This window comes from Nocardia sp. NPDC005366 (assembly GCF_040606855.1).
Lineage (GTDB): Bacteria > Actinomycetota > Actinomycetes > Mycobacteriales > Mycobacteriaceae > Nocardia.
In genome coordinates this window covers 20,888-34,542 of the sequence record NZ_JBEXFQ010000053.1, presented here as the reverse complement: position 1 = coordinate 34,542, position 13,655 = coordinate 20,888, and the positions used below count along the sequence as shown (strand labels likewise).

Sequence of the window (13,655 nt, the reverse complement as noted above, 5' to 3'; positions counted from 1 at the left end):
AAAGTCGGCATCAACGGACTCACCCAACAACTCGCCACCGAACTCGGCGGCAACAACATCCGCATCAACGCCATCGCACCCGGCCCCATCGACACTGAAGCCACCAAAACCGTCACACCCACAGTCATCGTCGACGACATGATCAAACGACTCCCCCTCAAACGCATGGGCACACCACAAGACCTCATCGGAGCCTGCCTCTACCTACTCTCCGACGACGCCAGCTGGGTCACCGGACAAATCTTCAACATCGACGGAGGGCAGGTGTTCCGCGCATGACCGATACGACGCCCCAGCAGATTTCCGAGGTCCGCAAGCGCGGGCTCGCCAAGATGTCCCAGGTCTACGGCTGGGAATTCCAGGACGGGCCGGGCGAGCATTTCGCCGTCACCGCCGATCACCTGTTCGCCGATATCTGGTCGCGGCCCGCGCTGTCACTGCGTGATCGTCGCCTGCTGCTCCTCGGCTCGCTCGCGGCGCAGGGACTGTTCGATGTCGCCGATATCCAGGTGGGTGCGGCATTCCGCAATGGCGAACTCACCGAGGAGCAATTGCGCGAGGCCGCGCTGTTCCTCTGCCATTACGTGGGGTGGCCGCAAGGCACCGAGCTCGACAGTGTCGTCGGCTCCGTCGTCGGCAAGGAAAAGAAGAAGGTCCGCGCCGGCGATCGCCTGCGCTATGGCATCGTGCTGTTCACCAGCGACCGTGGCATCACCCCGGCCGCCGCGGCCCGCGCGGCCGAGCAGACGGGATTCCATTCCTTCTACGTCCCCGAGCACACCCACATCCCGGTCCGCAGGGACGCCGCCCATCCCCAGACCGGCGACGCGACCCTGCCCGACGACAGATATTTGCGCACCCTCGATCCATGGGTCGCACTGTCCACCGCGGCGGCGGTGACCGAGCGCATCGAACTCGCGACAGCCGTGGCGCTGCCGGTCGAACACGATCCGATCACCCTGGCCAAGACCATCGCCTCGCTGGACCACCTGTCCGGCGGACGGGTGGTACTCGGCGCCGGATTCGGTTGGAATACCGACGAACTCACCGATCACGGCGTGCCACCGGGTAAGCGCCGCACGGTGCTGCGCGAATACCTGGAGGCCATGCGCGCGCTGTGGAGCCAGGACGAGGCGAGCTATTCCGGGCAGTACATCGAATTCGGGCCCAGTTGGGCGTGGCCCAAACCGGCGCGACGTTCGGTGCCGGTACTCATCGGCGCAGCGGGCACCGAGCGCACCTTCAGGTGGATCACCGAGTCGGCGGACGGGTGGATCACCACCCCCGGTGAAACCGATATCACCGAGCGTCTGCAACTGCTGCGACGGATATGGCGTGAGGCCGGGCGGACGGGGCGTCCGCGTGTGGTCGCCCTGGATTTCAAACCCGACGCCGCGCGCCTGGCGGAATGGGCCGCGGCCGGGGTCACCGACGTACTGTATGGCCTGCCGGACAAATCCGACTCCGAAGTACGCGCGTACCTGGACCGACTGTCGGGCAAACTGCCCGATATCGAGCTGCCCGACGACGGAGGAACCCCCTAGTGCGCATTGCTGTGTTGTCCTACCGCAGCAAAGCCCACTGCGGCGGCCAGGGGGTCTACATCCGCAGGCTCACTACGGGGCTCGTCGACCTGGGTCACGAGGTCGAGGTCTTCTCGGGTCCGCCCTATCCCGAGGATCTCGATGACCGGGTGCGGCTGACCCGGGTGCCCAGTCTGGATCTCTACCGCGATCCCGACCCGTTCCGCACGCCGCGCCCGAGCGAGATCCGCGACCGTATCGATCTGCTGGAACTGGCGACCATGTGGACGGCGGGTTTCCCCGAACCGCGCACCTTCAGTCTCAGGGCCGCGCGGCTCCTGCGCGCCAGAGCCGGGGATTTCGACATCGTCCACGACAATCAGTGCCTCGGCGCGGGCCTGCTCGATATCGAACGCGTCCTGCCCCTCGTGGCCACCATCCACCACCCCATCACCAGGGATCGGCAGGTCGATCTGGCCGCCGCGATCTGGCGGAAGAAGCCGTTCGTCCGCCGGTGGTACGGCTTCCTCGGCATGCAGCGGCGGGTGGCTCGGCAGATCCCGGACCTGCTGACGGTTTCGTCGTCATCGGCGGCCGATATCGTCGCCGACTTCGATATCGCGCCGGATCAGCTGCAAGTGGTGCCGCTCGGCGTCGACACCACTCTGTTCGCCCCCGGCCCCGGTCCGCGACAGCCCGGACGGATCGTCGCTGTCGCCAGCGCCGACAAACCACTCAAGGGGATCAACCATCTGCTCCAAGCGCTTGTCCGGCTCCGGGTGACCCACGCCGTGGAATTGCAGCTGGTCGCCAAACTCGAACCGAATGGAGCCACCGAGAAGGCGATCGCCGAACTCGGCCTCTCCGATATCGTCACCGTGCGCGGCGGACTCACCGATCTCGAACTGGCCGAATTACTTCGGTCCGCCGAAATCGCCTGCATCCCTTCGCTGTACGAGGGATTCTCGCTACCGGCCGTCGAGGCGATGGCCAGTGGGACACCGCTGGTCGTCAGCCGGACCGGCGCGCTTCCCGAGGTCGTCGGCGATCCCGGCGTGTGCGCCGAACTCATCGAGCCCGGCGATCCCGTCGAACTCGCCCGCGCGCTCGGGGCGCTGCTGGACGCCACGCAGCAGCGGGCACGCATGCGCATCGCCTGCCGCGACCGCGCGGTATCGGTGTTCAGCTGGGAGTCGGTGGCCGCCCAGACCGTCCAGGTGTATCAGCGTGCCATCGATCGGCGCTCGGCTCGATCCTCGCACCGTCTCGCGGGAGGGCAACCATGCTGACCGTCGATTTCGATCGCCTGGCGATCGGCCAGGGAACCCGCGTGATCGATGTGGGCTGCGGCGCGGGCCGCCATTCCTTCGAGGCCTACCGCCGCGGCGCCGATATCGTCGCCTTCGACCAGGACGCCGAGGAACTGGCCGGGGTCGAGGTGATGTTGCGCGCCATGGCGGAGGCCGGAGAGGCGCCTGCCGCGGCGACGGCGAGAACGGTGCGCGGCGACGCGCTCGCCCTGCCGTTCGCCGACGGGGAATTCGACTGTGTCATCGCCTCGGAAATCCTCGAGCACATACCGCACGACGAGGCGGCCATCGCGGAACTGGTGCGCGTCCTTCGTCCCGGCGGCAATCTCGTGGTGACGGTGCCGCGCTGGCTGCCCGAACGGGTGTGCTGGGCGCTGTCGACGGAGTACCACAGCAACGAGGGCGGTCACGTCCGCATCTATCGCGCCGACGAGCTGCGCGCCAAGATCGACGGGCGCGGTATGCGTTTCGCCCATCGTCACCACGCGCACGCCCTGCACGCACCGTACTGGTGGCTCAAATGCGCTGTGGGAGTGTCGAAGAACGACAATGTCCTGGTCCGCGCGTATCACCGGCTGCTGGTCTGGGACATGATGGGCAGACCGCGCACGACCCGGTTCGCGGAAAAGCTGCTCGACCCGCTGGTCGGCAAGAGCGTCGCGCTGTACTTCACCAAACCGATGGTGCACCGTGTCGCGGCATGAACTGCCGTTCGTACCGGGGGCCATGAGCAGGCGGCAGAGCCTGCGGACCGGGGAATCCATTGCCGCCGAACAGGAATCGTCGGGTGCCATCCCGTGGTTCAGCGGCGGGCATACCGATCCGTGGGATCACATCGAATCCGCGATGGCGCTCAGCGCCACCGGACTGTTCGACGAGGCGAAGGCCGCGTACCGGTGGTCGGCGGGGTCGCAGCGCCCCGATGGGTCCTGGCCGAGGCAATTCCGGCTCGGCGTCGTCGAGAACGCCGACACCGACAGCAATTTCTGCGCCTATATCGCGACGGGGGTCTGGCACCACCTGCTGTGCACGGGCGATACCGCCTTCGTGCGCGAGATGTGGCCGACCGTCCGCGCGGCGATCGATTTCGTGATCGGTCTACAGGGCGAGCACGGCCAGATCTATTGGGCGCGTGACGACAGCGGGATTGTCACCGAGGCCATGCTCACGGGATGTTCGAGTATCCACCACAGCATCGGCTGTGCGCTGGCCCTGGCGGGGCTGCTGGGAATCGAGCGCCCCGAATGGGAGTCCGCCCGCGCCCGACTCGGCGTCGCGATTCGGCAGCGACCCGAGGTCTTCGCGGCCAAGGACCGGTATTCGATGGATTGGTACTACCCGATCCTCGGCGGCGCGATCACGGGTGCGGACGGTCGAGCCAGGATCGCGGCGCGGTGGCGGGATTTCGTGGTCGGCCATATCGGAATCCGCTGCGTCTCCGATCATCCCTGGGTGACCGGCGCGGAAACCTGCGAACTGGTCATGGCTCTGGACTGCCTCGATGATCGCGCCCGCGCGCTCGATCTGTTCGCGGCCATGCAGCATCTGCGCGAAGCCGACGGTTCCTACTGGACCGGACTGGTCTTCGCCGACGGTAAACGCTGGCCCGAGGAGCGCACGACGTGGACGGGGGCCGCGGTCGTGCTTGCCGCCGACGCACTCTCGCGCGCCACCCCCGGCAGTGGCATATTCCGCGACGTCGTCTTCCGCGACGCCGTGGCGGGGGTCGCCTCGTCGGGCGCCGGTTACGTCGTCGTCTGATACGTCGGGCGTCTGATACGTCGGGCGCCTGATACGTCGGGCGCCTGATACGTCGGGCGATTCAGGAATTCGGGTCGGTGGGCGCGGCGATCCGCTCGAGGATGCGCAACGACCCCGTGCAGGACACTTCGCGGAATTCGCCGCTGTCCAGCGCGCGCCGGTAGATCCCGTACGGAGCCTGACCGCCGTCTTTCGGGTCGGGGAATACATCGTGGATGGCCAGCGCCGACCCGAGGGCGACCCATTTCGCCCAGCCCTCGTAATCGCGCTGCGCGGCGATCTCGGTATGCCCGCCGTCGATGAACAGCAGGGCGATCGGCGCGCGCCAGATCGAGGCCACCCGCACGGATTCGCCGATGATCGCCACGACGGTATCGTCCAATCCGGCGCGAACCATCGTCCTGCGGAATTCCGTCACGGTGTCGAACCGTCCGGTCACCTCGTCGACCAGCGAACTGTCATGGTATTCCCAGCCCGGCTGATGTTCTTCGGAACCGTGATGATGGTCGATGGTGAACACGTGCGCATTTCGCGCACGCGCGGCGGCGCCGAGCCATACGGCGGATTTACCGCAATATGTGCCGATCTCCACGATCGTGCCATTGTCCGAATATCGCAGCGCCGCGTCGTACAGCGCTCTGCCTTCCTCGAATGGCATGAAGCCGGGAACATCCGCCGCCAGATCGGCCCAGTGTGAAATATCCGACGATCGAACAGAACTCGACACCATCTCATCGACCTATCCATAGACCCCCGGCCCGCGTTGCGGCACAGAGAGAGCCGCGTCACCAGGGGAAATCCAAGAGGAGTGTATTGCTCCCGAACACGCATAATAGTATCATCTAGACACATGTCCAGAGGCGATTCCAAAACTGTCGAAGCAACCCGTCGGCGCTTGACGGGAAAGCAGGCCGACACCGTCGACAAACTCACCAGAGCCGCGGTGGAGGTGCTGTCGCGCGAAGGTTTCGCAGGGATGACGATTCGCATGGTCGCCACCGCCGCGGGCGTGGGCACCGCCACCGCCTACACCTATTTCTCCTCCAAGGAACACCTTGTGGCGGAGATATTCTGGCGTCGCCTCCGCACCACGCCCTCCCCCGCGAGCGACGACCCGGACCCGACGGTGCGCGTCGTCGCGGAACTGCGCAGCATCGCGCTGCTCGTCGCCGACGAGCAGGAATTGTCCGGCGCGGTGACCAGCGCTCTTCTCGGCCGAGATCCCGATGTCGAACATCTCCGCGTCCGGGTGGGGGCCGAAATCCGCAAGCGCGTTTCGCGCGCACTCGGCGCCGATCCCGATCCCGACGTCGTCGAATCGATCGAATTACTCTACGCGGGCGCACTGGTCAGGGCGGGAATGGGTTATGAATCGTATTCGGATATCGCGGACCGCCTGGAGCGGTCCGCGCTGATTCTCCTGAAATAATTTCGGTCAGTTCGCCAGGCCGAGCTTCAACGCGGCCCCGCCGTCGACGAACATCTGCAATCCGGTGACATAGCGGGATTCATCCGAGGCGAGATAGGTGACGGCGTGGGTGATATCCGCCGCCTCGACGTACGGAATCGGCATGGCCTGCATGAACGGGAAAGTGACCTCCGCGTCCTCGCGGGTCGGATTCTGGATATCCGGCCGGAATATCTGATACATGCCCGGATTGTTGAGCATATCGGTGTCCACATTGGTGGGGTGGATCGCGTTGACGCGAATCGAGCTCGGGCCGAGGGTGAGCGCCAGCGACTGGGTGTAGGTGCGCAGCATCTTCTTCGACAGCCCGTACCCGTCTCCGCCGGGCCCCTGCAATGCCTGCACCCCGTTGAATCCGGTCTGCGGCACAAGACCTGCCACCGATCCGGTGACGATGATCGACGCGCCCGCGCCCAGATGCGGAAGCGCCGTATGCACGGCATTCACCACACCCATGAAGTTGACGTCGAAGACGTCGACGAATCCCTGGATCGGGACGTGATGGCCGAGCGCGCAGATTCCGGCGTTGGCGACGACCACATCCAGATGTCCCAGTTCCGCCACCCCTTCCGCGATGGCCTGTTCGAGCGAACGGCGGTCCCGCACGTCGACGACCCGAGTGAAGGCCCTTCGCCCCGACTTCTCCACCAGCGCGGCGGTTTCCGCGAGATCCGCTTCGCTCGCCAGCGCGTAGTCGTTGGTCGCGATATCGGCGCAGATGTCGACCGCGATGATGTCGGCGCCCTCCTCGGCGAGTCTCACCGCGTGGCTGCGGCCCTGCCCGCGCGCGGCGCCGGTGATCAGTACGACTTTTCCTTCGACCCGATTCATCTATTCCTCCACGACGAGCGACTACCGGGTTCGACTCGGGACACGCATGGGCGAGCCAAACTTGCCGGACATGTGTCCAGACAATACTACGGACAATGGGCCGGATCAATCGTCGGATTGCCCGCGGCGACGCCGATGAAGTACCTTCCGGACAGTTGTCCGAGGCTGTGGGTTCGGCGACCTCCGACCGACCGAGGGAGATATCCGATGATCACCGAACGCCCCCGCAATCTGGACTCACCTGTGGTCGCCGCCCTCATGAAGTACGGGTCGCGCGCACAGGCGTGGGCCTACCGGCGCACCAGAGGACGCATCGGCGGCACGTGGCGCATCGGCGCGGGTTTCCGCAAGCCGGTGCCGACCCTGCTCCTGGAACACCAGGGTCGCCGCTCCGGCAACTGGTTCACGGTTCCCCTGCTCTACATCACCGACGGCGCGGACCTGGTCGTCGTCGCGTCACAGGGCGGCCGGGCGGAGAATCCGCAGTGGTATCGCAACCTGGTCGTGCATCCGGACGCCTTCGTCCAGGTCGGCCGCGATCGGCGCGCGGTGCGCGCCAGGGACGCGTCACCGGAGGAACGGGCGCGACTGTGGCCGGAACTCGTCGACGCCTACGCCGATTTCGACGCCTACCAGTCCTGGACCTCGCGACGGATTCCGGTCGTCATCCTCACGCCCGCGGTCGACTGATCCCGCAGACTCAGGACGCGCCCGGGTCCGCCGCGAGCGCGGGCAGTATGTAGCGCCGCACATGCCGCCGCACGCTCACGGCGTCTTCGGGGTCGACGGTATTACCGGGCACGGTGCCGAGACTGATCAGAATGCGCGCCACCCACTCCGATACTTCGGCAAGGTCGTGGCGAGGATGGATCTCGCCGCGCGAGACCGCCGCCTCGACGTAGGGTCGCCAGAAAATCGCGAGGTCGGGGACGAATCCTGACACGCCCGCACCGGCGCAGACCGCGAATTCCTCCGGTTCTTCGATGCGCAGCCGCATCAACAGAGCGCCCGGATCGTCATAGGCGCCGCGACCGATGCGCACCCCCGCCGCGACCTGTTCGCCGAAGGTATCGATCGTGTCGAGTTCGGCGCGCGCGTCGTTCCAGAAGACATCGGTCAGCCGGACGATGGCCGCGCCGAGCAGGGCCGCTTTATCGGGGAAATGCCGATAGAGCCAGGCCCGTGACACCCCCGCCTCCTCGGCGACCTCGCTGACCGTCGTGGCCCGAATCCCCTTGTCCGCCAGCAACTTCTGCGCGGCGTCGAGCAGCCGATCCACCACGGTCGCCATCGGTGCTTCGGTCACCGCGCCTCGCTTTCGGGTCCGGCGTCCACGAAGGAACGGCAGCGGGTTTCCGGAAAACCCTAGCAAGCAGTGGACAGATCTGAGAATGTGACTACTAGTAGACATTTTCGAGAATGTGTCTACATGCTCGGCTCGGAAGGATCGGGATATGTATCAACCGCGGACCGCGGTCATCGGCGCCGGTATCAGCGGGCTCACCGCGGGAAAAATGCTCAACGACTACGGCGTGCCCTATGCGTGCTTCGAATCGTCGGACCGCGTCGGCGGTAACTGGGCCTTCGGCAATCCGAACGGGCACAGCAGCGCCTACCGGTCGCTGCATATCGATACGTCCAAACACCAGCTGTCGTTCCGGGATTTCCCCATGCCCGAGCACTATCCCGACTTCCCACACCACACCCAGATCAAGCAGTATCTCGACGACTACTGCGCCGCCTTCGACCTGACCGAGCACATCGAATTCGAGAACGGCGTCGAACACGCGCGCCGCCTGCCCGAGGGCGGCTGGGAACTGCGCACCCAGCGGACCGGGACACGATATTTCGATCTGCTCGTCGTCGCGAACGGTCATCACTGGGATCCGCGGTATCCCGACTTCCCCGGCGAATTCACCGGAACCACACTGCACGCGCACCGCTACATCGATCCGCGCACGCCGATGGACTTCTCCGACCAGCGCATCCTCGTCGTCGGACTCGGCAACAGCGCGGCCGATATCGCCGTCGAACTGTCGTCGAAGGCCTTGGGGAATTCACTGAGCCTGTCGACCCGCTCCGGCGCCTGGATCGTGCCCAAATACATCGCGGGCCGTCCGGCGGACAAGTACTACCGGACCAGCCCGTACATTCCCTATTCCTGGCAGCGCAAGATCACGCAGTGGGCCCAGCCGTTGACCTCGGGCCGACCGGAGATGTACGGGCTGCCGACACCCAATCACAAACTCTTCGAGGCGCATCCGACCCAATCGGTCGAACTTCCGCTGCGTCTCGGCTCCGGTGATGTGATCGCGAAACCCGATATCGCGCGGCTGGACGGGCAGACCGTGCATTTCACCGACGACACCAGCGACGATTTCGACGTCATCATCTACGCCACCGGCTACAACATCACCTTCCCGTTCTTCGATCCGGAATTCCTCAGCGCGCCGGACAACCGGATCGACCTGTACAAGCGGATGTTCGTGCCAGGCATCGATGATCTCGTCTTCGCCGGATTCGCCCAGGCCACACCGACGCTGTTCCCTTTCGTCGAATGTCAGGCGCGGCTGATCGGCGCCTACGCCGTCGGCCGGTACCGCTTGCCCGCACCGGAGCGGATGCGCGAGGTCATCGTCGCCGATCAGCGGCACTACACCGGACATATGCTCGACCGGCCCCGCCACACCCAGCAGGTCGACTATTTCCTCTACGAACACGATATGCGGACACGTGAACTCCCCGCGGGAGCCGAACGGGCCCGCCTCCAGGGGCCGCCATCGTGGGCAAGGGTGACCGAAGCCCCGACGATCGCGGGAGTGCGGCAGTGACGACGGACTACCGCCAGATTTCGTTCGATTCGCACGGAACGAACTGCGAAGCCTGGTTTTTCGATGCCGACGGCGCATCATCGGCGGGGCCCGACGGCCATCCGGTGGTGGTGATGGCACACGGCTTCGGCGGCACGAAGGATTCCGGTCTCGCGCCGTTCGCGCGGCGCCTGGCCGCGGCGGGTGTGGCCGTCTTCGCTTTCGACTACCGCGGCTTCGGCGCGTCGGGCGGTGAACCGAGACAACGAGTCTTGATGACCGCGCAGGTCCAGGACTATCGCGCCGCCATCGTCGCGGCCGGGCGGCAGCCCGGTGTCGACCCGAGACGCATTGTGCTGTGGGGTATTTCGCAATCCGGCGGGCACGCGCTGACGGTCGCCGCCGACCGGTCCGATATCTGCGGCGTCATCGCGATGGTGCCGCTGGTCAATGGTCTCGCGGCCGGGCGCACCGCGCTGGCCCAGGTCGGCGCGGGTGCGCTCGCGCGGTCGACGGTGACCGGTGTGCGCAGCGCGCTGGCCGGACGGCTCGGCCGCACGCCGACCATGATGCCGCTGGTCGGCCGACCCGGCGAACAGGCCGCGCTGACCGCCGAGGGCTACTACGAGAGTTATCTCGCGCTGGCCGGCCCGACGTGGCGCAATGAGGTCGACGCCGCCGTCGGCCTCGAACTCGGCGGATACCGGGCCGATCGGCTGGCCGACCGCATCATCGCCCCGGTTCTCGTGCAGATCGCCGATTTCGACCGCGCCGCACCGCCGCGCTCCGCGGCGAAGGCGGCGTTCAAGGCGCGCGCCGAGGTCAGGCACTACCCGTGCGATCATTTCGACCTCTTCGCGGGCAATCCCTGGTTCGAACGCGCCGTCGAACATCAGGTGCGATTCCTGCGGCGGCATCTGGGACTGGACGACCCGGCGGTTCCGGCGATCGAGGAGACGGCATGAGCGAGGACACGCGCTCGGCGATGGTGATCGGCGGCGCGTCGGGTATCGGTTTCGCCACCGCGCGGGTCCTGGCGGCGGAGGGGTACCGGGTCGTCGTCGCCGATGTCAACGCAACGGGCGCGCGGGACGCCGCCGCCCGGCTCGGCGGCGAGGTCACGGCGATCACGATGGACGTCACCGACGAGGCGTCGGTGCGGCGGGGATTCGAGGCCGAACACGGCGTGCACACCGTGGTGAACTGCGCGGGGCTGTCCGTGCCCGGCGCGATCACCGAACTGGAACTCGCCCACTGGCAGACCACCATCGATGTCTGCATGACCGGCACCTTCCTGGTCCTCAAATACGCGGGCCGACATACCGCCGACGGCGGCAGCATCACCTGTATCGCCTCGCTCAACGGACGCCAGCCCGGTACCGGGATGGCCTCCTACTGCGCGGCCAAGGCCGGTGTGCTGATGCTGGTCGAGGTCGCCGCGCTGGAACTCGCCGAGCGCGGTATCCGGGTCAACGCGATCTCCCCCGGACTGGTCGACACCCCACTGGTCGCGGGCGCCGCCCTGGTGCCGGGGCTGATCGACGAGTATCTGGAGAACACCCCGCTCGGCCGCAGCGGACGGCCCGAGGAGATCGCCGACGCGGTGGCCTTTCTCGCCTCGAGTCGCGCGGGCTGGATGACCGGCGCCGCCATCGACCTCAACGGCGGGGCACATTTGCGCAGGTACCCGGATATTCTCGGCCGGGTCGCGGCGATGGCGCGGACGTACGAGAATCCGTGACCGCTGTGGCAGCACGGCCCGCGGCCGAGACCGTCACCACGATGCCGCCGCAGTCGCTACGGTGATCCTGGCATGTTCCGCGACTCCGAGGAGACTCATGACCGACGACATCACCGTCGATCCGGCGGCCGGTCCCGAAATGCTCGAGGTGGGCGAAGCGATCACGGCGATTGTTCGCGCCGAGGTGGCACTGACCGGGCTGCGGGATTTCTTCGACGCGTCGTTTCGCGTATTGCCGGAGGTCATAGCCGCGCAGCAGGCGGCGATCGTCGGGCCCCCTTTCGGCTTGTTCCGGGCGGTATCCGACGAATCGATGGACCTCGAGGTCGGATTCCCCGTCGATCGGGTTCTGCGACCGCAGCGGGGTGTCGTGTCCGGCCACCTGCCTGCCGGCCGGATCGCCCGGGTCGAGCACGTCGGCGGTTTCGACGAACTCGCCGCCGCATGGGAGCGATTGCGTTCCTGGATCGGCGAAAAGGGTCAGGTGGCCGGACCGTTGCGGTGGGAGGTCTACCACACACGACCGACGCCCGACATGGACCCTTCCGGCCTGCGCACGGAGCTGAACTGGCTTCTCGTCCCCTCCTGACGCGGGCCACGACAGCCCGTTCATCAAAGGGCGGGCGCCTGCGATCCGACGATCTCGTACGTGGTCGACCGTGATTCGCGGCGCCACAGTATTCCGTCGCCGGCGGTCGCGCCTTCTCGCACGAGTGCGCGTTTGAGGATCTTGTTCGTCGCCGTCGTCGGCAGATCGGCGGCGAGGCGCACATAGCGCGGCCATGCCTTGGGCGAGAGGTCGAGTTGGTCGGCGAGGAAGTCCGCGAACTCGTCCGGACCGAGAGAGGTGTTGTCCCGCAGGACGATCGCGGCCATGACGGCGTCGCCGACCCGATCGTCCGGCACCGCGTAGACGGCGAGGCGGCTGATGACGTCCAGCCTTTGCAGAATTCGTTCGATCGGTCCGGCGGCGAGATTCTCACCGTCGACGCGCATCCAGTCCGCGGTTCGCCCCGCCAGGTAGATATAGCCGTCGGCGTCCTTGTAGGCCAGATCTCCCGACCAGTAGAGGCCGCCGCGCGTGCGTTCGGCGGTGGCCCCCTCGTCGCGGTAGTAGCCCATGAACAGGCCGGTTCCGTCGGCGTTGACGAGTTCGCCGATAGCATCGTCGGGATTGACCAGAGCGCCGTGCTCGTCGAAGACGGCGGGCGGGCATTCGGTGACGGTCGTCGAGTTGTACACGGCCACACCGGGATAACCCTTGCCGATGGAACCCGGCGGCGTACCGGGCTCGCGGGTGATGATGATCGCCAGTTCGGTCGAGCCGAACCCATCCCACACCGTGCACCCGAATCGCCTGCCGAATTCCTCGATATCACGGTCGGTCGCCTCGTTGCCGAAGGCGACGCGCAGCGGATTGTCGGCGTCGTCGGGCCGCTCTTCGGTAGCGAGAATATAGGCGAGGGGTTTGCCGACATAGTTCATATACGTCGCGCCGGATCGCCGGATATCGGAGAGGAAGGTCGAGGCCGAGAATTTGGCAGGCGCCATGGCCGCACCGCTGGTGAGCGCCACGCAATAGCCGCCGAGTATCGCGGCCGAATGGAACAGCGGCATCGACAGATAGCAGATGTCGTCGGACCCGATACCGAATCGGTCGACCAAGGGCGGGCCCGCGAACGGCACCATCATATGCGCGAGCTGGACCGGCTTCGGATTTCCGCTCGTGCCCGAGGTGAAGATGAGCATGAAGGTATCCGTCGCGCCGGGAACGCTGTGCGGCGTCAATTCACCCGCGCCGCCGAGTAATTCGGCCCATTCCGGTGACGAGACGTCGAAGACGGTGACGCCGTCGAGGTCGAGACCGTCGAGCAGCGCGCGGTGTTCGGCGTCGGTGAGCAGTATCTGCACGTCGGCGCGGCGGATATCGTCGGCCAGCGCCGCGCCGCGACGGGTGTTGTTGATGCCGACCGTGACATATCCGCCCAGCGCCCCGGCGGCCAGGCTGGTGAGCATCTCGGGGGTGTTACCCAGCAGCGTTCCGATATGCATCGGACGCGCGGGATCGGCGACGGACAGAATCGCGGCCGCGCGCAGCCGCGCCTCGGCGATGTGCTCGCGCCAGGTCCACGTCCGTCCCCGATAGGTGATCGCGAGCGTCTCGTCGTCGGCTCGCGCGAGCAGAAGTTCGGTGACCGTTGCAGCCATGGG

The 13,655-nt window shown here is 66.5% G+C and carries 15 protein-coding genes and 1 pseudogene; 12 read left to right on the top strand and 4 right to left on the bottom strand.

The window, feature by feature from the left end:
- The 6 genes and pseudogenes from ABZS43_RS34265 to ABZS43_RS34240 all read left to right on the top strand — a co-directional run.
- A partial coding sequence (locus ABZS43_RS34265; RefSeq protein ID WP_355040156.1) for an SDR family oxidoreductase occupies window positions 1–279 on the top strand: 279 nt, incomplete at its 5' end.
- Window positions 276–587: pseudogene (locus tag ABZS43_RS34260) on the top strand (carboxymuconolactone decarboxylase family protein); the annotation flags it as partial. The gene ABZS43_RS34265 and the pseudogene ABZS43_RS34260, both read left to right, overlap by 4 nt.
- Window positions 588–671: 84 nt before the next feature.
- Complete coding sequence (locus tag ABZS43_RS34255) at window positions 672–1,544, top strand: LLM class F420-dependent oxidoreductase (protein WP_355040159.1); 873 nt, start codon at window positions 672–674, stop codon at window positions 1,542–1,544.
- The gene (locus ABZS43_RS34250; protein WP_355040155.1) at window positions 1,544–2,812 is read left to right on the top strand and encodes a glycosyltransferase family 4 protein; all 1,269 of its coding nucleotides are present in this window, start codon (window positions 1,544–1,546) and stop codon (window positions 2,810–2,812) included. Before ABZS43_RS34255 ends, ABZS43_RS34250 begins: the two co-directional genes overlap by 1 nt.
- Entirely contained in the window at window positions 2,806–3,537 is a 732-nt protein-coding gene (locus tag ABZS43_RS34245) for a class I SAM-dependent methyltransferase (RefSeq protein ID WP_355040154.1), read from the top strand. The genes ABZS43_RS34250 and ABZS43_RS34245 overlap by 7 nt, the downstream gene beginning before the upstream one ends.
- Complete coding sequence (locus tag ABZS43_RS34240) at window positions 3,524–4,594, top strand: prenyltransferase (protein ID WP_355040153.1); 1,071 nt, start codon at window positions 3,524–3,526, stop codon at window positions 4,592–4,594. The genes ABZS43_RS34245 and ABZS43_RS34240 overlap by 14 nt, the downstream gene beginning before the upstream one ends.
- A gap of 61 nt (window positions 4,595–4,655) precedes the next feature.
- Here the strand turns inward: ABZS43_RS34240 and ABZS43_RS34235 are convergent, their stop codons facing one another.
- Complete coding sequence (locus ABZS43_RS34235; protein WP_355040152.1) at window positions 4,656–5,324, bottom strand: class I SAM-dependent methyltransferase; 669 nt, start codon at window positions 5,322–5,324, stop codon at window positions 4,656–4,658.
- Between the two features lie 120 nt (window positions 5,325–5,444).
- On the opposite strand from ABZS43_RS34235, the gene ABZS43_RS34230 reads away from it, so the two are divergent.
- The gene (locus tag ABZS43_RS34230) at window positions 5,445–6,023 is read left to right on the top strand and encodes a helix-turn-helix domain-containing protein (protein ID WP_355040151.1); all 579 of its coding nucleotides are present in this window, start codon (window positions 5,445–5,447) and stop codon (window positions 6,021–6,023) included.
- A 6-nt stretch (window positions 6,024–6,029) separates the two neighbouring features.
- Here ABZS43_RS34230 and ABZS43_RS34225 read toward each other — a convergent pair whose 3' ends face one another.
- Complete coding sequence (locus tag ABZS43_RS34225; RefSeq protein ID WP_355040150.1) at window positions 6,030–6,893, bottom strand: mycofactocin-coupled SDR family oxidoreductase; 864 nt, start codon at window positions 6,891–6,893, stop codon at window positions 6,030–6,032.
- A gap of 207 nt (window positions 6,894–7,100) precedes the next feature.
- Between ABZS43_RS34225 and ABZS43_RS34220 the strand changes: the two genes are divergently transcribed.
- Window positions 7,101–7,583 (top strand): nitroreductase/quinone reductase family protein, encoded by a 483-nt coding sequence (locus tag ABZS43_RS34220; protein WP_355040149.1) that lies wholly within the window; start codon window positions 7,101–7,103, stop codon window positions 7,581–7,583.
- A 10-nt stretch (window positions 7,584–7,593) separates the two neighbouring features.
- Here the strand turns inward: ABZS43_RS34220 and ABZS43_RS34215 are convergent, their stop codons facing one another.
- Window positions 7,594–8,199 (bottom strand): helix-turn-helix domain-containing protein, encoded by a 606-nt coding sequence (locus ABZS43_RS34215; protein WP_355040148.1) that lies wholly within the window; start codon window positions 8,197–8,199, stop codon window positions 7,594–7,596.
- Between the two features lie 148 nt (window positions 8,200–8,347).
- On the opposite strand from ABZS43_RS34215, the gene ABZS43_RS34210 reads away from it, so the two are divergent.
- The 4 genes from ABZS43_RS34210 (at window position 8,348) to ABZS43_RS34195 (ending at window position 12,033) form a co-directional block, all read left to right on the top strand.
- Window positions 8,348–9,724, top strand: coding sequence for an NAD(P)-binding domain-containing protein (locus ABZS43_RS34210; protein WP_355040147.1), 1,377 nt, complete (start codon window positions 8,348–8,350; stop codon window positions 9,722–9,724).
- Window positions 9,721–10,668 (top strand): alpha/beta hydrolase, encoded by a 948-nt coding sequence (locus tag ABZS43_RS34205; protein ID WP_355040146.1) that lies wholly within the window; start codon window positions 9,721–9,723, stop codon window positions 10,666–10,668. The genes ABZS43_RS34210 and ABZS43_RS34205 overlap by 4 nt, the downstream gene beginning before the upstream one ends.
- On the top strand, window positions 10,665–11,444 hold the full coding sequence (locus tag ABZS43_RS34200) for an SDR family NAD(P)-dependent oxidoreductase (protein ID WP_355040145.1): 780 nt from the start codon (window positions 10,665–10,667) through the stop codon (window positions 11,442–11,444). The genes ABZS43_RS34205 and ABZS43_RS34200 overlap by 4 nt, the downstream gene beginning before the upstream one ends.
- 97 nt (window positions 11,445–11,541) lie before the next feature.
- The gene (locus tag ABZS43_RS34195; RefSeq protein ID WP_355040144.1) at window positions 11,542–12,033 is read left to right on the top strand and encodes a GyrI-like domain-containing protein; all 492 of its coding nucleotides are present in this window, start codon (window positions 11,542–11,544) and stop codon (window positions 12,031–12,033) included.
- A 23-nt stretch (window positions 12,034–12,056) separates the two neighbouring features.
- On the opposite strand, the gene fadD1 is transcribed toward ABZS43_RS34195, so the two are convergent.
- Window positions 12,057–13,652, bottom strand: a complete 1,596-nt coding sequence (gene fadD1 / locus ABZS43_RS34190) for a fatty-acid--CoA ligase FadD1 (protein WP_355040143.1) — start codon at window positions 13,650–13,652, stop codon at window positions 12,057–12,059.
- Window positions 13,653–13,655: the final 3 nt, after the last annotated feature.